The 24,305-nt window shown below is 68.4% G+C and carries 18 protein-coding genes; 9 read left to right on the top strand and 9 right to left on the bottom strand.

All coding sequences use genetic code 11. The features are described 5' to 3' along the window. The first annotated feature begins 28 nt into the window (after nucleotides 1–28). Nucleotides 29–2,644 carry a plasma-membrane proton-efflux P-type ATPase gene (locus ACI7BZ_RS14620; protein ID WP_414117909.1) on the top strand — a complete coding sequence of 872 codons (2,616 nt, stop codon included), beginning with the start codon at nucleotides 29–31 and terminating at the stop codon, nucleotides 2,642–2,644. A 120-nt stretch (nucleotides 2,645–2,764) separates the two neighbouring features. Here ACI7BZ_RS14620 and rfaE1 read toward each other — a convergent pair whose 3' ends face one another. Continuing rightward, the gene (gene rfaE1, locus ACI7BZ_RS14615; protein ID WP_414117908.1) at nucleotides 2,765–4,228 is read right to left on the bottom strand and encodes a D-glycero-beta-D-manno-heptose-7-phosphate kinase; all 1,464 of its coding nucleotides are present in this window, start codon (nucleotides 4,226–4,228) and stop codon (nucleotides 2,765–2,767) included. 336 nt (nucleotides 4,229–4,564) lie between these two features. Here rfaE1 and prfB point away from each other — a divergent pair, with 336 nt between their 5' ends. From prfB to ACI7BZ_RS14595, 4 genes are all read left to right on the top strand, one after another. Beyond that, entirely contained in the window at nucleotides 4,565–5,695 is a 1,131-nt protein-coding gene (gene prfB / locus ACI7BZ_RS14610; protein ID WP_414117907.1) for a peptide chain release factor 2, read from the top strand. Nucleotides 5,696–5,835: 140 nt separating this feature from the next. Beyond that, the gene (locus ACI7BZ_RS14605) at nucleotides 5,836–6,183 is read left to right on the top strand and encodes a hypothetical protein (protein ID WP_414117906.1); all 348 of its coding nucleotides are present in this window, start codon (nucleotides 5,836–5,838) and stop codon (nucleotides 6,181–6,183) included. 274 nt (nucleotides 6,184–6,457) lie between these two features. Further along, complete coding sequence (locus ACI7BZ_RS14600; RefSeq protein ID WP_414117905.1) at nucleotides 6,458–6,886, top strand: Rieske (2Fe-2S) protein; 429 nt, start codon at nucleotides 6,458–6,460, stop codon at nucleotides 6,884–6,886. A gap of 177 nt (nucleotides 6,887–7,063) precedes the next feature. Continuing rightward, nucleotides 7,064–7,600 carry a hypothetical protein gene (locus ACI7BZ_RS14595; protein WP_414117904.1) on the top strand — a complete coding sequence of 179 codons (537 nt, stop codon included), beginning with the start codon at nucleotides 7,064–7,066 and terminating at the stop codon, nucleotides 7,598–7,600. 78 nt (nucleotides 7,601–7,678) lie between these two features. On the opposite strand, the gene ACI7BZ_RS14590 is transcribed toward ACI7BZ_RS14595, so the two are convergent. Together ACI7BZ_RS14590 and ACI7BZ_RS14585 are read right to left on the bottom strand one after the other, a co-directional pair. Next, nucleotides 7,679–8,386, bottom strand: coding sequence for a glutathione S-transferase C-terminal domain-containing protein (locus tag ACI7BZ_RS14590; RefSeq protein WP_414117903.1), 708 nt, complete (start codon nucleotides 8,384–8,386; stop codon nucleotides 7,679–7,681). 133 nt (nucleotides 8,387–8,519) lie between these two features. Continuing rightward, nucleotides 8,520–12,260 (bottom strand): vitamin B12-dependent ribonucleotide reductase, encoded by a 3,741-nt coding sequence (locus ACI7BZ_RS14585; RefSeq protein WP_414117902.1) that lies wholly within the window; start codon nucleotides 12,258–12,260, stop codon nucleotides 8,520–8,522. Between the two features lie 449 nt (nucleotides 12,261–12,709). Between ACI7BZ_RS14585 and ACI7BZ_RS14580 the strand changes: the two genes are divergently transcribed. After that, entirely contained in the window at nucleotides 12,710–14,149 is a 1,440-nt protein-coding gene (locus ACI7BZ_RS14580; protein ID WP_414117901.1) for a cryptochrome/photolyase family protein, read from the top strand. Between the two features lie 68 nt (nucleotides 14,150–14,217). Here ACI7BZ_RS14580 and ACI7BZ_RS14575 read toward each other — a convergent pair whose 3' ends face one another. After that, the gene (locus ACI7BZ_RS14575; protein ID WP_414117900.1) at nucleotides 14,218–15,243 is read right to left on the bottom strand and encodes an NAD-dependent epimerase/dehydratase family protein; all 1,026 of its coding nucleotides are present in this window, start codon (nucleotides 15,241–15,243) and stop codon (nucleotides 14,218–14,220) included. A 5-nt stretch (nucleotides 15,244–15,248) separates the two neighbouring features. After that, complete coding sequence (locus tag ACI7BZ_RS14570; protein WP_414117899.1) at nucleotides 15,249–16,571, bottom strand: UDP-glucose dehydrogenase family protein; 1,323 nt, start codon at nucleotides 16,569–16,571, stop codon at nucleotides 15,249–15,251. A 185-nt stretch (nucleotides 16,572–16,756) separates the two neighbouring features. On the opposite strand from ACI7BZ_RS14570, the gene ACI7BZ_RS14565 reads away from it, so the two are divergent. From ACI7BZ_RS14565 to sseA, 3 genes are all read left to right on the top strand, one after another. Next, nucleotides 16,757–17,881, top strand: coding sequence for an AGE family epimerase/isomerase (locus ACI7BZ_RS14565; RefSeq protein ID WP_414117898.1), 1,125 nt, complete (start codon nucleotides 16,757–16,759; stop codon nucleotides 17,879–17,881). 116 nt (nucleotides 17,882–17,997) lie between these two features. Further along, nucleotides 17,998–19,026 (top strand): cysteine synthase A, encoded by a 1,029-nt coding sequence (locus ACI7BZ_RS14560; RefSeq protein WP_414117897.1) that lies wholly within the window; start codon nucleotides 17,998–18,000, stop codon nucleotides 19,024–19,026. 59 nt (nucleotides 19,027–19,085) lie between these two features. Further along, nucleotides 19,086–19,940 (top strand): 3-mercaptopyruvate sulfurtransferase, encoded by an 855-nt coding sequence (sseA, locus tag ACI7BZ_RS14555; RefSeq protein ID WP_414117896.1) that lies wholly within the window; start codon nucleotides 19,086–19,088, stop codon nucleotides 19,938–19,940. Between the two features lie 466 nt (nucleotides 19,941–20,406). Here the strand turns inward: sseA and tnpC are convergent, their stop codons facing one another. From tnpC to ACI7BZ_RS14535, 4 genes are all read right to left on the bottom strand, one after another. After that, nucleotides 20,407–22,014: an IS66 family transposase gene (tnpC, locus tag ACI7BZ_RS14550; RefSeq protein WP_414117895.1), complete on the bottom strand. Its 1,608-nt coding sequence runs from the start codon at nucleotides 22,012–22,014 to the stop codon at nucleotides 20,407–20,409. A gap of 111 nt (nucleotides 22,015–22,125) precedes the next feature. Continuing rightward, a complete protein-coding gene (gene tnpB, locus ACI7BZ_RS14545) occupies nucleotides 22,126–22,473 on the bottom strand; it encodes an IS66 family insertion sequence element accessory protein TnpB (RefSeq protein ID WP_076443138.1) in 348 nt (115 codons plus the stop codon). Next, nucleotides 22,470–22,898, bottom strand: coding sequence for an IS66-like element accessory protein TnpA (gene tnpA, locus ACI7BZ_RS14540; RefSeq protein WP_414117894.1), 429 nt, complete (start codon nucleotides 22,896–22,898; stop codon nucleotides 22,470–22,472). The genes tnpB and tnpA overlap by 4 nt, the downstream gene beginning before the upstream one ends. An 89-nt stretch (nucleotides 22,899–22,987) precedes the next feature. Further along, nucleotides 22,988–24,196 carry a glycosyltransferase gene (locus ACI7BZ_RS14535; RefSeq protein ID WP_414117893.1) on the bottom strand — a complete coding sequence of 403 codons (1,209 nt, stop codon included), beginning with the start codon at nucleotides 24,194–24,196 and terminating at the stop codon, nucleotides 22,988–22,990. Nucleotides 24,197–24,305 lie beyond the last annotated feature (109 nt).

Below are 24,305 nucleotides of genomic sequence, written 5' to 3'. Positions count from 1 at the left end.
CGCGCGGCGTGCAACAAGGGGTGCGGATATGACCGAGGCTGTCGCCACCATGTCACCGGCCGGCGGAAGCGGGGCCGCACCTGCGGCGAAGCCCGCCGGCGGCGCGTCCTCGTCCGGCGCCGAGCGGCTCGATGCCGCCGCCATCGCCGCCCGGTTCGCCGAGCTGGGCAGCACGCCGGCCGGGCTCGCGGCGGGCGAGGTCACGGCCCGGCAGGAGAAGTTCGGTCCCAACGCCATCGCCGCGCGGGAAGAAAGCCGCTGGGAAAAGCTCCTCGGCTATTTCTGGGGGCCGATTCCCTGGATGATCGAGGCCGCCGCCCTCCTCTCCCTGGTCCGCCTCGACTGGGCCGATTTCAGCGTGGTGATGGGCCTTCTGCTCTACAACGCCTTGGTGGGCTTCTGGCAGGACAGCAAGGCCGCCAGCGCCCTCGCCGCCCTCAAGAAGGGCTTGGCGCTGAAGGCCCGGGTGCTGCGCGACGGCGCCTGGATCACCGTGGACACGGTGGCGCTGGTGCCCGGCGACGTGGTGAGCCTGGCCGGCGGCGAGACCGTGCCGGCGGACCTGCTGCTGGTGGACGGCAAATATCTCTCGGTGGATCAGGCCGCCCTCACCGGCGAATCCCTGCCGGTGTCGAAGGCGGTGGGCGACAGCGCCTTTTCCGGCTCCATCGTGCGCCAGGGCTCCATGACCGGGCTGGTGACCGCCACCGGCAATTCAACCTTCTTCGGCCGCACCGCCAAGCTCGTCGCCTCCGCCGGCGCCAAGTCGCACGCCGAAAAGGCGGTGCTGCAGATGGGCGACTTCCTCATCATCCTGTCCGCCGCGCTGGCGCTGGTGCTGGTGGTGGCGCAGGTGCACCGGGACATCCTCGCCGACGGCCATTGGGAATGGCAGCATGCCGGCTCCATCATCCAGCTGGTGCTGGTGCTGCTGGTGGCCTCGGTGCCGGTGGCCACGCCGGCGGTGATGTCGGTGACCATGGCGCTGGGCGCGCTCGCCCTCTCCAAGCACCAGGCCATCGTCTCGCGCCTCTCGGCCATCGAGGAACTGGCGGGGGTGGACGTGCTGTGCTCGGACAAGACCGGCACCCTCACCCTCAACAAGCTGACCCTGCAGCCGCCCCTGCCCTTCGGCGACGCCGCGCCCGACGATCTGATCCTCGCCGCCGCCCTCGCCTCGCAGCGCCAGAGCGACGACGCCATCGACAAGGCGGTGCTGGCCGCGGTGGGCGACACCGCCCGGCTCGACGCCTACAAGCCCGTGGACTTCACTCCGTTCGATCCCGTGAGCAAGCGCACCATCGCCGCCCTCACCGGCCCCGACGGCAAGACGGTGCATTATGCCAAGGGCGCGCCCCAGGCCATCGCTGCCTTGTGCGGGATGGCGGAGGGCGAGGCCGCGAAAGGCTATTTCGACACGGTGGAGCGCCTGGCGCGCAGCGGCACCCGGGCGCTGGGCGTCGCCCGCTCCCAGGACGGGCAGACCTGGACCCTTTTGGGCCTCCTGCCCATGCTCGACCCGCCCCGCCCCGATGCGGCGGCAACCATCGCCCGCGCCAAGGAACTGGGCGTGTCGGTGAAGATGGTGACCGGCGACGACGTGGCCATCGGCGCGGAAATCTCGCGCCAGCTGGGCCTCGGCGACAAGCTGCTGGTGGCCGGCGACGTGTTCGGCAAGGATTCGAGCCCCGAGCACATCGCCATCGACGCCGCCCGGGCGGTGGAGGTGGCCGACGGCTTCGGCCGGGTGTTCCCCGAGCACAAGTTCCAGATCGTCAAGGCGCTGCAGGAGCGCGGCCACATCGTGGCCATGACCGGCGACGGGGTGAACGACGCCCCCGCCCTCAAGCAGGCGGACTGCGGCGTGGCGGTGAGCGGCGCCACCGATGCGGCGCGCAGCGCGGCGGCCCTCATCCTCACCGCGCCGGGCCTGTCCACCATCATCCATGCCATCATGGAGGCGCGGGCGATCTTCGAGCGCATCACCAGCTACATCTATTACCGCATCGCCATGACGCTCAACATCATGCTGGTGGTGGTGCTGGTCTATCTCGTCTACGACTTCATGCCGCTCACCGCGATCATGATCGTGTTCCAGGCGTTGCTGGACGACATCCCCATCATGACCATCGCCTACGACAACGTGAAGGTGCAGGACCGGCCGGTGCGGTGGAACATGCACCGCATCATCTCCTTCTCCACCATCATGGGCATCGTGGCGCTGCTGCAGAGCTTCGGCATCGTCATGCTGGGCATGTTCTGGATGAAGAGCCCGGAACTGACCGCCATCCTGCCCATGGACCTGCCCCATGTGCAGACCATGCTGTTCCTGCAGCTGGCGGCGGGCGGGCACCTGCTGTTCTTCGTCTCGCGGGTGGAGGGCACCTTGTTCAAGCCGCCCTATCCGAGCCTGCCGGTGCTGGCGGCGGTGCTGGGCACCCAGGTGTTCGCCATCTTCATGTGCGCCTTCGGCTGGTTCATGCCGGCGCTGCCGTGGCTGCTCATCGGCGTGGTGTGGGCCTACTGCCTGGTGTGGACGCTCATCATGGACGTGGTGAAGCTGCTCTACTTCCGGGTGGTGAACCGGCGCGAGCGCACCGCCAGCCTCATCGACCAGCCCATCGGCACGGCCATGCCGGGCTGACGCGGGCCCCTGGAGGCGGATCGGACGGGGCGGTGCCTGCGGGCGCCGCCCCGCGGCGTTTCAGGCCGGGCGGTGCCAGATGCTGCTATGTCAGGTGCTGACGTGTCAGGCGCGACCGCTTCAGGCGCCGCCTTCGCCCGCCATGCGCCGGATGGTGGCGGTGGTGCTGCGCCCGGGCACCAGATCGAACCGCAGCACCCGCCCGCCGCGGGCCAGCACGCTCGCGGCACCGACGATCTGCGCGATCTCGTAGTCCGCGCCCTTCACCAGCACGTCGGGGCGCAGCTCCTCGATCAGCGCGCCGGGGGTGTCCTCGTCGAACACCACCACCAGGTCGGCGGCGGCCAGCGCCGCCAGCACCCGCGCCCGGTCCGCCTCGCCATTGACCGGGCGGGAGGGGCCCTTCAGCCGCTTCACCGAGGCGTCCGAATTCACCGCCACCACCAGCCGGTCGCAATGGGCGCGGGCAAATTCCAGGATGCCCACATGGCCCACATGGAGCACGTCGAAGCAGCCGTTGGTGAAGCCCACCTCCAGCCCGTGGCGCTGCCATGCCTCCACCTGCGCCTGCGCGGCGGCGCGCGAGACCACCTTGACGCCGGAGGAGGTGGTGTCGGCCCGGCTCTGCCGGTCCAGCTCCTGCAGCAGCTCGGCGCGGGAGACGGTGGCGGTGCCGCGCTTGCCCACCACCACGCCGGCAGCGGCGTTGGCCACATAGGCCGCCTCATCCAGGGCGCCGCCCGCCCCCACCACCAGCGCCAGAGTGGCGATCACGGTGTCGCCGGCGCCCACCACGTCGGCCACCTCGCGGGCGACGGTGGCGATGTGCAGGGGCGCGCCGGTGCGCTGAACCAGCGTCATCCCCTTCTCGGAGCGCGTCACCAGCACCGCGCCGATGGTGGTGTCCTCCAGCACCTTGCGCCCGGCGGCCTCGGCGGAGGCGTCGTCATCGCCGCGGATGCCGGTGGCGGACCACACTTCCTGCAAATTGGGGGTGACCAGGGTGGCGCCGTCATAGCGGGCGAGGTCGGCGCTCTTGGGGTCCACGATCACCGGCGCGCCCTTCTGGCCGGCCAGGGCGATGGCGCGGCGCACCACATGGGGCGTCAGCACGCCCTTGGCATAATCGGAGAGCACCACCACGTCGTGCTCCGGCAGGGCGGCGGCGAGGCGGGCGAGGATCTCCTCCTCCATCTGCGGCGACACCGGCGAGGAATCCTCGCTGTCGGAGCGCAGCATGTGCTGGCCCTGGGCCACGAAGCGCACCTTCTCGGTGGTGGGGCGGTGGGGGGCGACGAGGAAGGCGGGCACGATGCCGGGGGTCTCGGCGAGAATGCGCGCCAGCTCCGCCCCGGTGGCGTCCGCCCCGGTGACGCCGATGAGGGTGCAGCGTCCGCCCAGGGAGGCGATGTTGCGCGCCACATTGGCCGATCCGCCCGCCACGCTGGTGATTCCCGTCACCGAGAGCACCGGCACCGGGCTTTCCGGCGAGATGCGCCGGGCCGCGCCGCTGACGAACCGGTCGAGCATCACGTCGCCGAGGCACAGGACACGTACGCGCGCAAACAGATCGGTGATGGACATCAAACGCCCTCAGGCCCGAAGGCCGCTGTGAACCCGGGCGGCGGGGCGCCGTGCCCCGAACCCCCGCTCGCCTGTTTCCGCGCCGGCCGGCCGGTTTGTCAACGATCGCCGTCCAACTTAAGGATAGAGAACGCGTTATCCGATCCGCTTGCGATGCAAGCTAATCGGCGCGTGCCCTAGATCCACATTCCGGCAATATCTTGCACGTGACGACCGGAGTGCGGAGCCACAAAGCGCGGGAATGCGCGCTGCCCCCGCTGCGCGCCGCCGGCTTTCCGTTTACACCCGGGCGCACCGCCGCTATTTTCCGCGGCCCTCTGCCGGAGATTGATGAGCATGCGCGCGGAACTCGCCGCAAAGGTTGACGAGATCAAGGCCTCCCTGGACCTTCTAAGGTCCCACCTGGACGTGGAGCGTTCTCGCCGACGCCTGGCCGAGCTCAACGCCATCGTGGAAGACCCCAAGCTGTGGGACGACCCCGAGCGCGCCCAGAAGCTGATGCAGGAGCGCACCAGCCTTGAGGACGGCCTGGGCGCCATCGACCGGGTGGAGCGCGACCTTGCCGACAATGTGGAGCTGATCGAGCTGGGCGAGGCGGAGGACGACGAAGGCGTCATCACCGAGGCCGCGGGCGCCCTCGACGGCCTGAAGGCGGAGCTGGCCCGGCGCGAGCTGGAGGCGCTGCTCTCCGGCGAGGCGGATTCCAACGACACCTATCTGGAAGTCCATGCCGGGGCCGGCGGCACCGACAGCCAGGACTGGGCGGAAATGCTGCTGCGCATGTACCGCCGCTGGTGCGAGCGCCACGGCTTCAAGGTGGAGCTGATGGACGAGAGCCAGGGCGAGCAGGCCGGCCTGAAGTCCGCCACCATCCAGGTGAAGGGGCACAATGCCTATGGCTGGCTGAAGACCGAAGCCGGCGTGCACCGCCTGGTGCGCATCTCGCCGTTCGATTCCAACGCGCGGCGCCAGACCTCGTTCGCCTCGGTGGATGTCTATCCGGTGGTGGACGACCGCATCGTGGTGGACATCAAGGAAGCCGACGTGCGGGTGGACACCATGCGCTCGGGCGGCGCCGGCGGCCAGCACGTGAACAAGACAGAATCTGCGGTGCGCCTCACCCACATTCCCACCGGTATCGCCGTGGTGAGCGAGGGCGACCGCTCCCAGCACAAGAACCGCGCCACCGCCTGGAACATGCTGCGCGCCAAGCTCTACGACCTGGAGCTGAAGAAGCGCGAGGCCGAGGCCATGGCGGAGCAGGCGGCCAAGACCGACATCGGCTGGGGCCACCAGATCCGCTCCTATGTGCTGCAGCCCTACCAGCTGGTGAAGGATTTGCGCACCGGCGTCACCTCCGGCACGCCGCAGGAGGTGCTGGACGGCGACCTCGACCCCTTCATGCAGGCGGCTTTGGCCCAGCGGGCCTATGGCGGCGGGCCGGACAGCGTGGAGGACGTGGACTGACGGCAACGCCGCGCCCGGATTGCCCTGTTGCCGTGCCGGCGAAATTTTCTTTGAGCCGGCACCGGCTTGCGTCATCCTGAACGGCCCGCACTGTCCCGGGCCGGCCGACCCCGGCCTCGGGCATACCGGAGCCGTTGCGCATGACGCATCCCATCCACGGGCCCTCCCTCCGCCTGTCCGCCGGCGCGCTGCGCCTCGCCCTTTCCGCCGGCCTTGCCGCCGGGCTTTTCGCATCCCGGCCCCTGCTGCGGCCCGCCTTCGCCCATGAATGGTACCCGGCCTATTGCTGCTCGGGCCAGGATTGCTACGAAATCACCGGCGAGGACGTGGAATTTGCCGGCGAGGGCTATTTCATAAAGGCGACGGGGGAATATTACCCGCGCACCGCCGTGCCGGAGAGCCCGGACGGCAAGTTCCACCGCTGTTCCGTAGGCGGCCGGCGGGAGGCACGCACCTTGTGCCTCTTCGCGCCCACCCCGGCCTTTTGAACGGAACACGACCGGCGCCCCGCTGTCGGGATCACAACACCGCCCGCCGGCAGCAGCCGGGGGCGCAGGCGCGTGCAGGCCCGGCGCCGTCCCATGGCCGCCAAGGCCCGGGGCCGGCGTGCGCCGGGCTGCGGCAACCGGCGCACGCCGGCCGCGAAAGCCGACAATTTCCATTGGCGCGCTTCTTGCTTCTCTCAGGCACATGTGCGCTTCCCGCGCAAGCGGAGGCTGTTTGCGTGCCTGCACGGCAGGAGTGCCCGGGAAGGCGGAATCCATGAGTGAGCTTTTCGCCATATGCGCCACCTATGAGATCGACGACGGCGATGCGCGGGGCTTCGTGCTGGCCCGCCTGGACGAGGCCGGCGCGCGCACCCGCTGGCCCATTCTCATCACCCGCAAGGGCAACAGCTATTTCGGCTTCGAGAACGCCTGCCCGCACCAGGGCCGGCGGCTGGACATGGTGCCCGGCGAGTTCATGGACCGGGAGGGCAATTTCCTCAATTGCGGGCATCACCAGTCCCGCTTCGACCTGGACACCGGGCACTGCTTCATCGGCCCCTGCCAGGGCCAGGCGCTGACGCCGATCCCGCTGGTGGTGGATGACGGCGACGTGTGCCTCATCGACGTTCAGCTTGCGGAAGAAGACGGTCTGGACATTGAGGACCCCAACGAGGTCCCCGAGGTCATGATCACGGGCGATTGACGCGGGCGGAGGGTTCCCCCTTCCACCCCCCGGAGCGGCAGCGCTCCGCGGCCCCCGCGGACCAGAGGTCGTGCCCCGCAGGGCACGGCATACCAAGCCGTCGCGAGGACCCGGCACCGCGTGCCGGGCGCGCCGCGGTGACTGCCCACCACGACCTCCACCCAAGGAACACATTTCATGACCGCTGTTGCCGACACGCCTTTCGCCCAGCTCAATGCCGAGGGCCGGCTGCTGAAGCCTTCCCTGAACGCCGACACCCATGTGGCCGGCCGCTACGGCTTCCGCGGCGAAATCTCCTATGACGACCCGGAGACGGTGCTGAAGGAGGTGTTTTCCGTTTCCGAGAGCGGCAAGCCCGCCATCGGCTTCCTGGCCGGCTCCATCGCCAGCTACGAGAGCCTGCCCAAGCTGGTGGAGACCTTCGGCCCGGCGCTGGATGCCGACGGCAATTACTTCATCTATATTGCCGATTTGCCGCAGGGCAACCGCTTCCTCATCCGCTTCGGCGACGTGAAGATCTTCGCCATCTTCATCGACGACACGTCGGTCTACAACGAGCTGCTCGACACCTTCTACGTGGACAAGGTGAAGCTGAAGAAATACGACACCGCCGCCAAGCTCGATGCCCTGGCCGACGTGGGCCTGAAATATGCCGAGCTGTCCAACTACAAGGAGCTGTCCTACGAGGACGGCCTCGCCATCAAGAACGCCTGACCGGCGCAGGACCAGCGACGGAGGGCTGCCCCGCCTCCGTCTGCCCTGCGTGTCTGCCCTGCGTGTCTGCCCCGCCTTCTACCCGGCCGCCGGCCCGCTTTGGATGCGGGCGTGGATGTCGCACAAATGGCGCACAAGGTTGCCCTGCCCGCTCACGAACGCCTTCAGCGGCGTCTCGATGGGATAGAAGTGGATATTGGCTAGGAAGCCGTAGATGGCCGCATCGGTGGCGGTGGGCGTGGGGCCGAAGACAAAGCCCTCCTGCGGCACCAGGCGCGCCAGCACGGCAAGATCCGCAAGGCCCCGCTCATAGGCCTGGGCCGGCGCGAACCGGCCGATGCCCTGGTAATGGTAGCGCTGGGCATTGAAGGCCTGGGCCGCCTGCAGGTCCGCATCGGTGAGCCGGGGATGCTGGCTCTTCAGCGCCGCGGCGAACTGCGGCCAGAACGCCTCGTCCTTCCAGCGCGAATAGGACATGACCCAATAAAGATCGTCCAGCAGCCGCAGCACCATGAGCGCGGTGTCGCGCTGGGCCTCGGTGAGCCCGTCGTCGAGGGTCACCCCATAGGCCCGCCGCACATGGGCCAGGATGGCCTCGCTGTCGCCGATGGCCACGCCATCGTCGGTGACATAGGGCAATTGGGCCCGCGGCGCCTGCGAGGCATCGAACAGATGCTCATGCACGAACGGCACCCCCGCCAGCCGCAGCCAGGCGAAGACCTTCAGGCCATAGCCATTGTTGTCGGCCACGCCGAACAGCTCGGGGTAGGAATAGAGGGTGAGCATGGGGGCTCCGAATACGGAGGAGCGGTGACGCCTTGCCGGATCGCTGCGGAATTTGCGCGCGGTTTAATTCACCATATGTTCAAGTAACCGGTTCGGAGCGCCACAGGGCGCTCCGAACACATGCTGAAATCCCTCAGCTGCAGCCCGTGGTCCCGCCGCACGTCTCGCACTTCAGGCAGGTGCCGTTGCGCACCATGGTGAAGTTCATGCACTCGGGGCAGGCCTCGCCCTCATAGCCGCGGGCGCGGGCCTCGGCGCGGGCGTCGGCCTTGCGGGCGGAGGCGGACCAGGGAAGGGTCTTCTCCATCAGGCTTTCCACCGCCGCCTCCAGCTCCTCCACCTCCGGGGTGGGCTCGGCGAGGAGGGCCACCTCCGGCTTGAGGGCGGTGGCGCCGAAGGTGGCGGCGCGCAACACGGTCACATTGTCGCCCCCGGCCCGGTCGCTGCCCGCCCGGGGATCGGTGGTGGCTGGCTGCGGCACCAGCAGGTTCACCGTCTTGCCGCGCACCAGCCCCTTGGAGACGATGCGGTTGGCCGGGTTGGGCGCCTTGCCCTCGTCCACCCCCTTGCCGAGGGCGTCGAAGCCGGTCTCGTGGGGGTCCACATGGCCGAGGTCGCTACGGCCCAGATAGGACACCGCCAGCTCGCGGAACACATAGTCCAGCATGGAGGTGGCATATTTGATGGTGTCGTTGCCCTGCACCGGGCCCGCCGGCTCGAAGCGGGTGAAGGTGAAGGCGTCCACATATTCTTCCAGCGGCACGCCATATTGCAGGCCGAGCGAGATGGCGATGGCGAAATTGTTCAGCAGCGAGCGGAGCGCCGCGCCCTCCTTGTGCATGTCGATGAAGATCTCGCCGAGGCGGCCGTCATCATATTCGCCGGTGCGCAGATACACCTTGTGGCCGCCCACCACCGCCTTCTGGGTGTAGCCCTTGCGGCGGTCGGGCATCTTCTCGCGCTCGCGGACCCGATGCTCGACGATGCGCTCCACCACCCGCTCCACGATCTTCTCGGTGACGGTGGCGGTGCGCGCCGCATTGGGCTGGGCGATGAGGGCCTCCACCGCATCGTCCTCCTCCTCCTCGTCCGCCACCAGCTGGGCGTTGAGGGGCTGGGAGAGCTTGGAGCCGTCGCGATAGAGAGCGTTGGCCTTCAGCGCGAGGCGCCAGGAGAGCAGGTAGGCCGCCTTGCAATCCTCCACGCTCGCGTCATTGGGCATGTTGATGGTCTTGGAGATGGCGCCCGAGATGAAGGGCTGCGCCGCCGCCATCATGTGGATGTGGCTCTCCACCGAAAGGTAGCGCTTGCCCAGCCGGCCGCACGGGGAGGCGCAGTCGAACACGGGCAGGTGCTGCGCCTTCAGGTGGGGGGCGCCCTCCAGGGTCATGGCGCCGCACACGTGCACATTGGCCGCCTCGATGTCGGACCTGTTGAAGCCGAGGAAGGTCAGGAGGTCGAACTTCGGGTCGGCCAGCTGGGCCGCGGGCACCCCGAGGGCCTGGGCCAGGAATTCCTCGCCGAAGGTCCAGCGGTTGAAGGCGAACTTGATGTCGAAGGCGGTCTTCACCGCGGCCTCGGCCTTGGCGATGGCCGCATCGTCGAAGCCCTTGGCGCGCAAGGTGGAATGGTTGATGGCCGGGGCCTGGGCCAGCGAGCCGTGGCCCACCGCATAGGCCTCCATCTCGGCGATCTCCGCCTCCTTGTAGCCCAAAGCCCGCAGCGCCTCCGGCACCGCCCGGTTGATGATCTTGAAATAGCCGCCGCCGGCCAGCTTCTTGAACTTCACGAGGGCGAAGTCGGGCTCGATTCCCGTGGTGTCGCAATCCATCACCAGGCCGATGGTGCCGGTGGGGGCGATGACCGAAACCTGCGCGTTGCGGTACCCATGCACCTCGCCAAGGGCCAGGGCCCGGTCCCAGGCCGCGGTGGCGCGGGCCACCAGGCGGGTGTCGGGGCAGGACACGTGGTCGAGGGGCACCGGGGCCACGGACAGGCCCTCGAAGCCGTCGGCAAAGCCGTGGGCGGCGCGGCGGTGGTTGCGGATCACCCGCAGCATGGACTGGGCGTTGGCGCCATAGGCCGGGAACGGCCCCAGCTCCTTGGCCATCTCCGCCGAGGTGGCGTAGCACACGCCGGTCATGATGGCCGAAAGCGCGCCGCAGATGGCCCGGCCCTGGGGCGAGTCATAGGGGATGCCGGCCGACATGAGCAGGCCGCCGATGTTCGCATAGCCGAGGCCCAATGTCCTGTATTCATAGGACAATTCGGCAATGCGGCGGGACGGGAACTGGGCCATGAGCACGGAGATTTCCAGCACCACGGTCCACAACCTTACCGCATGCTCATAGCTCTCCACGTCGAACCTTTTCTCGGCGTCGCGGAACTGCAGGAGGTTCAGCGAGGCGAGGTTGCAGGCCGTGTCGTCGAGGAACATGTATTCCGAGCACGGGTTGGAGGCGCGGATCTCGCCGGCGGCCGGGCAGGTGTGCCAGTCGTTCACCGTGGTGTGGAACTGGATGCCGGGGTCGGCGCAATGCCACGCGGCGGCACCGATCTTCTCCCACAATTCCCGGGCCTTGATGGTCTTGGCCACCTTGCCGTCGGTGCGGCGGATGAGCTGCCAGTCGGCATCCGCCTCCACCGCCCGCAGGAAGTCGTCGGTGACGCGAACGGAATTGTTGGAATTCTGCCCGGCCACCGTGATGTAGGCCTCGCCGTCCCAGTCGGTGTCGTAGATGGCGACGTCGATGTCCTTGTAGCCCTGGCGGGCATATTGGATGACCCGGCGGATGGCGGCATCGGCCACGCCGGCCTTGCGGGCGGCCTTGATCTCGCGCTTCAGCGCCGGGTTCTTCTCCGGCTCGAAGCAGCTGTCCCCCTCGCCCTCGCAGTTCACGCAGGCCTTGAGCACGGCCTTGAGGTGGCGGGCGTTGAGGCGCGAGCCGGTGACGAGGGCGGCAACCTTCTGCTCCTCGATCACCTTCCAGTCCACATAGGCCTCGATATCCGGGTGGTCGGCATCCACCACCACCATCTTGGCGGCGCGGCGCGTGGTGCCGCCGGACTTGATGGCGCCCGCAGCCCGGTCGCCGATCTTCAGGAAGCTCATGAGGCCGCTGGAGCGCCCGCCGCCGGAGAGCTTCTCGCCCTCGCCACGCAGGGAGGAGAAGTTGGAGCCGGTGCCGGAGCCGTACTTGAACAGCCGCGCCTCGCGCACCCACAGGTCCATGATGCCGCCGTCGCTCACCAGGTCGTCGCTGACCGACTGGATGAAGCAGGCGTGGGGCTGGGGATGCTCATAGGCCGAGGTGGAGGCCATCAGCGCGCCGGTCTGGTGGTCCACATAGAAGTGGCCCTGCCCCGGACCGTCGATGCCATAGGCCCAGTGAAGGCCGGTGTTGAACCACTGGGGGGAATTGGGCGCGGCCATCTGCATGGCGAGCATGTAGCGGTGCTCGTCGAAGAAGGCCTGGGCGTCGGCCTCGCTGTCGAAATAGCCGCCCTTCCAGCCCCAATAGGTCCAGGTGCCGGCGAGCCGGTCGAACACTTGGCGGGCCGAGGTTTCGCCGACGACGCGCTCCTTCTCGGGCAGGGCCGCAAGAGCCGCCTCGTCGGGCACGCAACGCCAGAGGAAGGAGGGGACGGAATTCTCCTCCACCTTCTTCAGGCGCGCCGGCACGCCGGCCTTGCGGAAATACTTCTGCGCGAGGATGTCGCTGGCCACCTGCGAGAATTGCGCGGGAACCTCGATGCCTTCCTGGCGGAACACCACCGAGCCATCGGGGTTGCGGATCTCGCTCACGGTCTCACGGAACGGAATGTCCGCGTAAGGGGAACGGCCCTCTTGCGTGTAGCGGCGTTCAACGCGCATGACCGGTGCTCCTTCGGCTCGGCCCCGATGGGCCGATCAGTCTAACAAATGAATGTGGCAGTCGCGACGACACAGCGGGCGCAGCGCAGGGCGCCGCCCCTTGAGATCGGAAACGCAACGTCTGGGAACCGGACGCACACCCGCCGACCCTACGCCTGGGGGTGCCCGCCGCTGATGTCCTGACGCTAGAGCGAGTCTGGCCCCTGGGTCAAACCCTGTTTCGTCTCGATCTAGGGTATAGCGATCCGGCTACCCACTACATATGGTGCCCACACAGAGCTTATAAAAGCTTTAACGCGCCTTGCCCCACGCCCGTTTCGCGCTGGTGTGACAGGCCGACGGCAGCCGTGCCGGCGGTGTGCGGCTTCCCCCGTCATCCACAGGGCCGGCTTGCCATGCCGGGAGAAAGGGAGTGAACCTCGCTGTCTTCGCCAGCGTAGGAGCTGGGCATGACACCTTCCCCTGCCCTCCTGTGGTTCCGCGACGACCTGCGCCTGGCCGACAATCCGGCCCTCGACGCCTGCACGCGCGGCGGGCATCCCATCTGCGCGCTCTATGTGCTGGACGAGGAGAGCCCCGGCCTGCGCCTCCTCGGCGGGGCGGCGAAATGGTGGCTCGCCCAGTCGCTCCGCGCGCTTCACGGGGCGCTGGCCCGCCACGCCATCCCCCTGGTGGTCCGGCGCGGTCCGGCCACCCGGGTGGTGCCCGACATGGCGGCGCAGCTGGGGGCGGCGTGCGTGGCCTTCAACGACCGCCCGGGCGGGCCCGAGGCGAAGCTGGACCGCGCCGTGGCCGCCCGGCTGGCCGCCGAGGACAGGCAGGTGCTGCGCTTCTGCGCCCATCTCCTCCACCCGCCCGGCTCGGTTCTGGGCGGTGCGGGCCGGATGCCGCGCACCTTTTCATCCTTCCATCGGGCGGCGCTGAAGCTGCCGCTGGAGCCGCCCCTGCCCGCACCCGCCCGGCTGCGGGGCGTCGGCCGCGCCCCGGATGGCGAGCCGCTGGAGGAGCTCGGCCTGGAGCCGGTGCAGCCCGACTGGGCCGGCGGCCTGCGCACCGCATGGCGGGCGGGGGAGGCCGCGGCGGCGGCGCGCCTCGCGGCCTTCATCGGCGAGGGGCTCACGGGCTATGCCGAAGGGCGCGACCGGCCGGCGCAGCCCCATGTCTCGCGCCTCTCGCCCCACCTGCGCTTCGGCGAGGTCTCGCCACGGCAGGTTCTGGCGGCCATCCGCCATGCCCGGGAGGCCGAGGCCGTGCCGGCCGCGGACGCGCAGAAATTCGAGGCCGAACTCTATTGGCGCGAATTCTCCCACCACCTCCTCGCCGAGGAGCCCGACATAGCCCGCCGCAACATCCAGCCGGGGTTCGATGCCTTCCCCTGGCGCGAATGCCCGGGCGAGTTGAAGGCCTGGCGGCAGGGACACACCGGCTATCCCCTCATCGACGCCGGCATGCGCCAGCTGTGGCAGACGGGGTGGATGCACAACCGCGTGCGCATGGCGGTGGCCTCCTTCCTGGCCAAGCACCTGCTCATCGACTGGCGCGAGGGCGAGGCCTGGTTCTGGGACACGCTGGTGGATGCCGACGCCGCCAGCAATCCCGCCTCCTGGCAGTGGGTGGCCGGCTCGGGGCTGGATGCGGCGCCCTATTTCCGCATCTTCAACCCGGTGATCCAGGGCGAGAAGTTCGATCCCGACGGCGCCTATGTGCGCGCTTTCGTGCCCGAGCTGGCGCGGCTGCCGGCGGGCCTCATCCACAAGCCGTGGACGGCCGACGCCACCACCCTCGCCGCCGCCGGGGTGAAGCTCGGCACCAGCTATCCGCGCCCGGTGGTGGACCATGGGGCGGCGCGGGAGCGGGCCCTGCGCGCCTTCTCCCATCTGCGCCAGTAGATGGCGCCCGAGGAGGGGCCGGCGCGACGCAAGGCGCAAGGGGGCACGGCGCCGGGGATCAGGCGGGCCTAAGCCTCGCCATATTCATCGAAATAGGCCGTCGCCCACTCCACGAAGGCCGCCACCCCCTCGCCCACCGGCGTCGCCGGCCGAAAGCCGGTGAGGGCTTCCAGCAGGTGGTAGTCGGCAAGGGTTTCGCGCACATCGCCAGGCTGCATGGGAAGCAGCACCTTTTGCGCCGGCCGGCCCATGGCGGCCTCGATGGCCTCCACGAATTCCATGAGGCCCACGCAGGTGCCGCCGGCAATGTTCACCACCCGGTGCGGGGCGACCGGGGAGAGGGAATCGCTCACCCCGTCCGCCACCACCCGCTGCCCCTTCACCGGCACGCAGGGGATGAGGCGCATCACCCCTTCCACCAGATCGTCGATGTAAGTGAAATCGCGCTTCATGGCGCCTTCGCCATAGATCTCGATGGGCTGGCCCTGCCGCATGGCGCGAACGAACTTGAACAGCGCCATGTCCGGCCGGCCCCACGGCCCGTAGACGGTGAAGAAGCGGAAGCAGGTGGTGGGCAGGTCCCACAGATGCGCATAGGAATGCGCCATGGCCTCCATGGCCTTCTTGGTGGCGGCATAGAGGGTGATGGGGAAGTCCGCCCGGTCGGTCTCGGCGAAGGGCATCACCTCGTTGCCGCCATAGACCGAACTGGTGGAAGCCAGCAGCAGGTGCTGCGGGCTCACCCGTTTGGCCGCTTCCAGCAGGTTGAAGGCGCCCACCAGATTGGCGTCGAGATAGGCGCGCGGATTTTCGATGGAATAGCGCACCCCCGCCTGGGCGGCGAGATGGATGATGACATCCGGCCGGGCGAGGTCGGCCGCCGCATCCAGCGCCGCCATGTCCTCCAGGCGCGCGATCACCGGCGTGAACGCATTGCTGCCACGGGCCAGAAGAGCGTGGCGCGCCTGCTTCAGCCGCGGGTCGTAATATTCCGTCAGGGCATCGTAGCCGACCACCACATGACCTTCCGCCAGCAGGCGCCGGCAGATGTGGAAGCCGATGAAGCCGGCCGACCCGGTGACGAGGAAGCGCATGGCCGTCACACCCCGGCCATGCCGGAGCCGCGGCCGATGCTGGTGTAGGTAAAGCCGTGGCGGGTCACCTCCTCCGGCTCGTAGATGTTGCGCAGGTCCACCAGCACCGCTTCCGCCATGGCCTCCCTGAGCCGGGCGAGGTCGAGGGCGCGGAACTGGTCCCATTCGGTGACGATGGCCACCGCGCAGGCCCCCTCCGCCGCCTCATAGGGATTGCGACAGAAGGTGACGCCTTCCAGCAGCGGGCGGGCCTGCTCGGTGCCCTCGGGATCGTAGGCGCGCACCCGGGCGCCGGCATCCACCAGGCCCTGGATGATGGACAGGGAGGGCGCCTCGCGCATGTCGTCGGTGTTGGGCTTGAAGGTGAGGCCCAGCACCGCGACGGTCTTGCCGTGGATGTCGCCCCCCGCCGCCCGCACGATCTTGCGGGCCATGGCGCGCTTGCGCTGGTCGTTGACGGCCACCGTCGTCTCGATGAGGCGCATGGGGCTGTCATGGTCCTGGGCGGTCTTCACCAGCGCCAGCGTATCCTTGGGGAAGCAGGAGCCGCCATAGCCCGGCCCCGCATGCAGGAACTTGGCGCCGATGCGGTTGTCGGCGCCGATGCCGCGGGCCACCTGCTGCACGTCCGCCCCCAGCTTCTCGCACAGGTCGGCGACCTCGTTGATGAAGGTGATCTTCATGGCGAGGAAGGCGTTGGCGGCATATTTGATCAGCTCCGCCGTGCGCCGGTCGGTGAAGATCATGGGCGAGGTGTTGAGGAAGAGCGGGCGGTAGATCTCGTTCATCACCGCGCGGGCGCGCTCGTCGGTGGTGCCCACCACGATGCGGTCCGGCCGCTTGAAATCGGAGATGGCGGCACCCTCGCGCAGGAACTCGGGGTTCGAGCACACGCACACATCGGCCTTGGGGCTTTCCTCGCGGATGATGCGCTCCACCTCGTCGCCGGTGCCCACCGGCACGGTGGACTTGTCCACCACCACGGTGAAGCCCTTCACGGCGCGGGCGATCTCCCGCGCGGCGGCGTAGACGTAGGACAGATCCGCGTGTCCGTCCCCGCGGCGCGAGGGCGTGCCGACGGCGATGAACACCGCGTCCGCCTCGCCCACCGGCCCGGCAAGGTCGGTGGTGAAGGACAGGCGGCCGTCGCGCACATTCTTGGCGACGAGCTCCTGCAGGCCCGGCTCATAGATGGGGATGCGCCCGGCCTTGAGGGCGACGATCTTCGATTCGTCCTTGTCGACGCAGGTCACCTGGTGCCCGAAATCGGCGAAGCAGACGCCGGAAACGAGGCCCACGTACCCTGAACCGATCATCACGATGTTCACGTGTGTGTCCCTTGGATGCGAATGCGGACGCGCTGGAGGGGGTTTAGCCGAACCGGGGCGGCGTGTCAGGTCCGCATGATGGCACCGTCCCGATCCGCCGGCCCGGTTCGCGCCCAATGGAAAAAAGAGCGGAATCGTGCCTGCTTATCTGCGATTATGCCGGGGGATCAGGAGGGCTCGGGGGAATGCTGCCGCGTGATGTGACGCCGCAATGGGCGCGGTCCTGGCTCTTCGACAGCGCTTTTCCCTTGTGGTGGGCGACCGGCGCCGACCCCAACGGCGGCTTCCACGAGAAGATCGGCATGGATGGCCGGCCCGTCGCGGCGGCGCGCCGGGTGCGGGTGCAGACCCGCCAGATCTATGCCTTCGCCGAGGCGGGGCGGCTGGGCTGGCAGGGGCCCTGGCAGGCGGCCGTCGCCCATGGGCTGGACTTCCTGCTGCGCGCCTACCGCCGGCCCGACGGCCTGTTCCGCCGGCTGGCGGCCGCCGACGGGACCCCCCTGGACGACACGGTGGACATCTACGAACAGGCGTTCGTGCTGCTGGCCCTCGCCCACGCATTCGACATTCAGGGCAGGCCGGACCCGCTGCGTTCCATCGCGACGGACCTCCTCACGCAGATGCGGGCAACCCTCGCCCACCCCCTGGGCGGCTTCGAGGAGGCATCGCCGCGGGTACTGCCGCTGCGCTCCAACCCCCACATGCACCTTCTGGAAGCCACCCTTGCTTGGGTGAGCCTGGGCGCCGGCGACCCGTTCGCGGCGGTGGCGAACGACATCGTGAGCCTCGCGCTGCAGCGCCTGATCGACCCGCGCACCGGCGCCGTGGGTGAATATTATGACGGCGACTGGGCCTTCGCGCCCGGCCCGGACGGCGGCACGCGCGAGCCCGGCCACCAGTTCGAATGGGCCTACCTCATGCGCCAGGCCGAGCTTCTGCTCGGGCGCGACACACGGCAGGCGGCCGAACGGCTGATGGTGTTCGGCAGCACCTGCGGCATCGACCATGCCCGGCAGGTGGCGGTGTTCGCGCTGGACCCGCAGGGCGCCGTCACCGACCCCACCGCGCGCCTGTGGGCGCAGACCGAGCGCCTGCGCACCGCGCTCGTCTTCGGCGGCGCCGAAGGGGGGCCATGGGCGCGCGATCTGGCCGAGAGCCTGGCGGCGACCGCGCGCTACCTGGACACGCCGGTGCCCGGCCTGTGGCGCGACCGGCTGCTCGCCGACGACACCTTCGTGGAGGAGCCCGCGCCCGCCTCCTCCCTCTACCATATCGTCTCCGCCTTCAGCGCGCTTCTGCGCACGTCCTGAAGGGGAGACGGCCTTCCGCGCGCCGCCGCGCAGGTGCCCTCCCGTTGAGAAGTGGCGCCCGCTGGGGCAATAAAGGCATATCGGTTTGTGACATTCATTGAAGGCTTGCTTCCGCCATGATCCGCAACGGCCTTGTCGAATCCATCGGCAACACCCCCCTTATCCGTCTCAAGCGCGCCTCCGAGGAAACCGGCTGCGAGATTCTCGGCAAGGCCGAGTTCCTCAATCCCGGCCAGTCGGTGAAGGACCGCGCAGCCCTCGGAATCATCAAGGATGCAGTGGCCCGCGGGGCGCTGAAGCCCGGCGGCGTCATCGTGGAAGGAACGGCGGGCAACACCGGCATCGGCCTCGCCCTGGTGGCCGCCCCCCTCGGCTTCCGCACGGTCATCGTCATTCCCGAGACCCAATCCCAGGAAAAGAAGGACATGCTGAAGCTCGCCGGCGCCACGCTGGTGGAGGTGCCGGCGGTGGCCTATTCCAACCCCAACAATTACGTGAAGGTTTCCGGCCGACTGGCCGAGGCGCTGGCGAAGACCGAGCCCAACGGGGCGGTCTGGGCCAACCAGTTCGACAATGTGGCGAACCGCCAGGCCCACATGGACACCACCGGCCCGGAGATCTGGGAACAGACCGGCGGCAAGGTGGATGGCTTCATCTGCGCCGTGGGCACCGGCGGCACGCTGGCCGGCATCGCCATGGCGCTGAAGGCGCGCAACAAGGCCATCAAGATCGGCCTCGCCGACCCGCCCGGGGCGGCGCTCTATTCCTATTACACCTCCGGCGTGCTGAAGGCGGAAGGCTCCTCCATCACCGAGGGCATCGGCCAGGGCCGCATCACCGCCAATCTGGAGGATGCGCCCATCGACCTCGCCTTCCAGATCCCGGATGAGGAATCGGTCCCCGTGGTGTTCGACCTGCTGCAGCACGAGGGCCTGTGCCTGGGCGGATCGTCGGGCGTCAACGTGGCCGGCGCGGTGCGGCTTGCCAGGGAAATGGGGCCGGGGCACACCATCGTCACCATCCTGTGCGACTACGGCACCCGCTATCAGTCCAAGCTGTTCAATCCCGACTTCCTGCGCTCCAAGAACCTGCCCGTGCCGCAATGGCTGGAGCGCAGCGCGGACGTGCCGAACGTGCTGGTCTGACACCGGGTTCTGCGCCAGCCGCACGGACCACAAATACATTCCCCGCCACGAGAGGCCCCATGCCCGAGACGACCGCCACCCCGGACAGCCCCTTCGTCTCCACCGAATGGCTCGCCGCCAACCTCGGCGCGCCGGACCTGGTGGTGGTGGACGCCTCCTGGCACATGCCCGGCACCGGGCGCAGCGGGGCAACGGAATATCTGGAGCAGCACGTTCCCGGCGCGGTGCATTTCGACATCGACGCCATCGCCGACCGCGCCTCCCCCCTGCCCCACATGCTGCCCGATGCCCACAGCTTCGCGGTGGCCATGGGCGCCATGGGCATCGGCGACGGGCTGCGCATCGTGGTCTATGATTCGGTCGGCCTGTTCTCGGCGCCACGGGTGTGGTGGACCTTCCGGGCATTTGGCGCCACCGACGTGAAGCTGCTGGACGGCGGCCTGCCCAAATGGCTCGCCGAGGAGCGCCCGGTGGAAGACGGGCCGGTGCAGCGGCGCCCCGCCGTGTTCAACCCCCGCTTCGACCATTCTTTGGTGGCGGACCTGGAGCGGGTGGACCGTGCCCTGGCAAGCGGCAGCGCGCAGGTGCTGGACGCCCGGCAGGAAGCGCGCTTCCGCGGCGAGATGCCGGAACCGCGGCCGGGGCTTCCCTCCGGCCACATGCCCGGCGCCTTCAACCTGCCCCACGGCCACCTCGTGGCCGACGGACGCCTGCTGCCGGTGGAGGAGATCCGCAAGGTGGTGGCCGCAAGCGGCCTCGATTTGTCCCGCCCCGTCATCACGTCCTGCGGCTCGGGCGTGTCCGCCGCCATCCTGTGGGTGGCGCTGGAGATGATCGGCAAGACGCCGCTGGCGCTCTATGACGGCTCGTGGACCGAATGGGGCGCGAGCGGCAAGGAGATTGTCACCGGCTGATGGCACCGGTCAAAGGCGCGGAGTGCCGCCCGCTGTTTTCGGGCGGCACCTGAACCGGCCCTTCCCGTCTGCTTCATGAGCGAGCCCGGAGTTGATTCGTCGCCTCTGGCGGCCTTGGAGCACGCGGCGATCGGCCTACGTTCCAAACTGATCGAATATCGCATCCTCACATCTGGCGTGAGAGGACCTTGTCGAGCGAGGCGCAAGCCGCTCCAACGAAAATTGCGCCGGCGCCATCCGAAACCGTGTCTTCGACTGGGTGAAGCCGGGCGCACTTTGGAGCGGACTATGCGCCTTTTCACCCGGGTTGAACGCGAGTGGGCGGCGAACACGGTCGGGCCGAGGGCGCAATAACACCGTTCGGCCCGAGCGCACGGCAAGGGCGCCACCGTCGTCACCGGAGTAAGCATCCGGCAAGCGCCGCAGGGCCGCGGCTATGCCGTCAGGCAGCTTCGGTGTTGGCGGCTCAGCGGTCTTGCCAGTTCCATGGCAGGAGTTTGGCGAGCCGGCTCTGCGGCGTCCCGGCGATGCGGGCCAGCACATCGGCAAGCCAGGCCTGCGGATCGACGGTGTTGAGCTTCGCCGTGGTGATCAGGGTCGCCATGATGGCGGCACGATCGGCGCCTTGGTCGGAGCCGGCGAAGAGCCAGGCTTTCCGGCCGAGTGCAAAGCCGCGCAGGCTGCGCTCCGCAGCATTGTTCGTCAGGCAGATGCGACCGTCATCAAGGAAGCCGGCGAAGCGGCTCCAGCGCTTGAGCATATAGTCGATCGGCTTGGAGACCGACGATGAACGCGACAGCACAGCGCGCTTCTCCTGCAGCCACGCGTGCAGGTCGTCGACGAGCGGCCTGGACTGCTCCTGCCGAACGCGCCGGCGGTCCTCGGCGCTCAAGCCGTTTATTGCACGCTCGATTGCGAACAGCGCGTCGATACGTGTCACCGCTTCCAGGGCAATCGGCGAGACAGGCGCGACGGATGGCCCGCGCCGTGCCGAGGCCGCGATGTCGGCGAGCTCAAAGAAGCCGCGGCGTGCGTGGGCCCAACACAGCGCCGAGATGACCGTTCCCGCCTTGCGCGCCGGATCATAGAGACCGTTGTAGCCACCATAAGCATCGGCCTGGAGGATGCCCCGCCAGCCCTTGAGGTGATCGTCGGGATGCCCGTGTTTGCGGTCACGCGAAGCGTAGTAAAGCGCTGCTGGCGGATCGGCGCCGCCGAAGGGCCTATCGTCGCGCACATAGGTCCAGATCCGGCCCGTGTCGGTCTTGCCCTTGGCCAGGATCGGCACCGTGGTGTCGTCGGCGTGCAGGCGCTGCGCCGCCATGACGTGCCGGGCGATCAGCTCATGCAGCGGCTTCAGCGCCACCGTGGCCGCGCCGACTTGGTCGGCCAGAGTCGAGACGGCGAGGTCGATGCCTTCCCGGGCGTAGCGCTCGCTCTGTCGGTTCAACGGCTGGTGCTGCCCGAACTTCTCGAACAGGATGGTGGCGAGCAGGTTCGGGCCGACGAAACCGCGCGGCGTGACGTGGAAGGGTGCGGGCGGCTGCGTGATGGCCTCGCATGCCCGACAGGTGAACTTCTCCCGCACCGTCTGGATCACCTTCCACGAGCGTGGGATCACCTCCAGCGTCTCGGTCACGTCCTCGCCGAGCTTCGACAGCTTCATCGAGCCGCAGCATGGGCAGGACGTTGGCGCGGGCACGACCACCCGCTCGCGCGGCAGGTGCTCGGGGAAGGGCTTGCGCACGGGATAGCGACGCTGCGCCGGTATGGGCGCCGCCGCCTGGCGTGATGCCGCCTCCGCGGCGATCTCGTCCTCCGTGGCCTTTGCCTCCAGCTCTTCGAGCTGAAGCTCCATCTGATCGATGAGCCGCGCCGTGCGCTCCGAGCGTTGGCCGTAAAGCTCGCGGCGCAGCCTCTCGATCTGCAGCTTGAGGTGGGCGATCATCGCCTCGGTGGACGATGCGGCGGCCTTGAGTTGCAGCGCCTCGGCGTCAAGGCGGGCGGCCGCATCCCTGGCAAGCGCCGCCGCCGCTTCCGCCTCGATGCGGGCCTGGCGCTCCGCCAGGATCATCGCATGCGCCGCCGCCAGATCGGCTGGCAGCGGAGGCGAGAACGGGGATGAAAGGGCGGCGCTCACACCCAGGATGGAACCACATCCTCCTGCGAACGCAAGCAGAAAGCGCTACCCAACCGAGGTCGGACGCCATGTCTCGACAGGGTTGCGCCAGTCGATGCCGGACAGGAGATAGCCCATCTGCGCTGGCGTGATCGCGACGACGCCATCCGCCGGCGACGGCCACAAAAAGCGCCCCTTCTCCAGTCGGCGCACATAGAGGCTCGCCGCCTGCCCATCGTGCCAGATTACCTTCAAAAGATCACCGCGACGCCCGCGGAAGCAGAAGATGTGGCCACCGAGCGGATCGCGCTTCAAGACCTCCTGCGCCACCAGCGCTAGCGAGGCGAAGCCCTTCCTCATATCGGTGTGACCGGTCGCCAGCCAGACCTTCACGCCGACTGGAACCGGGATCATCGGAGAGCCTCAAGGCCCCGCGCAAGCTGCAGGACGGCGTCCATATCGGCGGCGCCCTCGACGATCATCCTCCGACCCGACCGCAGGACGATCTCGATCCGCCCAGGCGTCGGCGCGGCGACCGCCAAGGCCGGTGGCGTGCCAGCGCCCATCATCCGCGGGTCTTCGCGCCGGTCAGCCGCGGGCGTCACGAGCATCGGAATGAAGCCTGGAGGCGCAGCGCTTGGCTCCACAAGCAGAGCCCGCCGCCAGCCCAGCAATTGCGAGCGCGCGATCCCATGCCGCCGCGCCGTCGCTGAAATCTGCCGCGGACCAGCCATGCTCTCCAGCACGATCCGCTCCTTCTCACCCTCGCTCCAGCGGCGACGACGCCCCGTATCCACTACGTCGAGGCGATGTAAGACACTGTCAGTATCGCTGTCCATACTCACAGTGATCAACGATTTGCATCGCCCCGCGCAAGGCGGCCTACGCCGGACGGGTACTCACCGGACGCCGGGGCGGCCAGGCAACGTCAGGTCCGCTGCCGGCCGGCAGCGATTGCCTCTCGGCACGCATCATTGATGGCCTCGACCGATCGTGTCACCTCGAAAAAATCGAAGAAGCTCTGCCGGGCGCGCCGCCCCATTTCCTCCCGCTCCGATGACGACAGGGCGAGGAAGCGGCGCAATGAACGCACCGTGCCAGCAACATCATCGGTATCGGCAAATCCACCGCCGCCGGCCGTGACTTCGCGCCAGATATTGACCTTATCGCTGATCAGGACCGGTCGGCTGCATGCCATCGCTTCGGCCACGACGATGCCAAAATTCTCCTGGTGCGACGGCAGTACGAAGGCCTCCGCATTGCGGAACGCTCCCCATTTTGCGGCGCCCTGCAGCATGCCCGGCCAATGGACGCGCTTTTCGAGTCCCAGCGCCAGCGCCTGTGCCTTCAGGCCTTTGCCGAATCCGGGCACAGCCGGGCCAGCCATCACCAGATCCATGTCGTCACGCGCGCCGAACACCTCAGCGAACGCCTCCAGCAGCAGGTCGCAGCCCTTCTTGGGGTGGAGACGGCTCAGAAACAGCAGATAGGGCTTGGTGAGCTCGGGTATGCTCTCGCGGAAGGCCTGCGTCTGGGCCTCAAGGTCCATCACCGGGTCCGAAGTGCCGAAGGCGACGACCCGCTCCTTCACCCTGTAAGGCCCGAAGGACTCGCGAGCGCGTATCTTCTCCTCCTCGCAGGTGAAGAGGACGTTGTTGGCGTTATTCAGCAAAGGCCCTTCGCTGAACCACCAAGATACCTGCTTCAGGGCACCCTTTATCGGATAGGTTTGCTTGAACCAGGGATCGAGCATTCCGTGGGGGAGCACCAGATAAGGGACCCCCGACTGCGCGAGCACCTTCCGCGCACCCAGGTTGGTGTAGCGCCACAAGCCATCCACGACGACCACATCGTAGTCCTTCACATGTGCCCTCAGCCACGGCAGGAAGGCCGGACGGTAGCCGTAACGCCGCCAGAGCATCCGCGCCTCCCAGGCCCGCAGGGTTCCCATGGGCTCGCCGCACGCGAACACCTTCAGAGGAAACTCCTTGACCCATGGCGCATCGGACGGATCGAGGGAAACGACGTGCTCCTCGATCCCGGTCTGCGCATGAAAGGGAACATGCTGGCGTATGCCTTCAATGGGGCCGCCATGGCGCGGATCCACCGAGGCTATAATCCTGAGGCGCTTCAGCATAGACTAAAAACATTCCTTCATTGTTCGGCGAAATCGCGCGCGACATACGGCAAGCGCAGGACATGCGCATGGAATGGCGCAAAACGGACGCCACAGGATGCAAGGGTCT

Source organism: Xanthobacter sp. AM11 (assembly GCF_047444035.1).
GTDB lineage: Bacteria > Pseudomonadota > Alphaproteobacteria > Rhizobiales > Xanthobacteraceae > Xanthobacter.
Note: the sequence above shows the minus strand (reverse complement) of the source record. Positions and strands in the feature narration are given on the sequence as shown.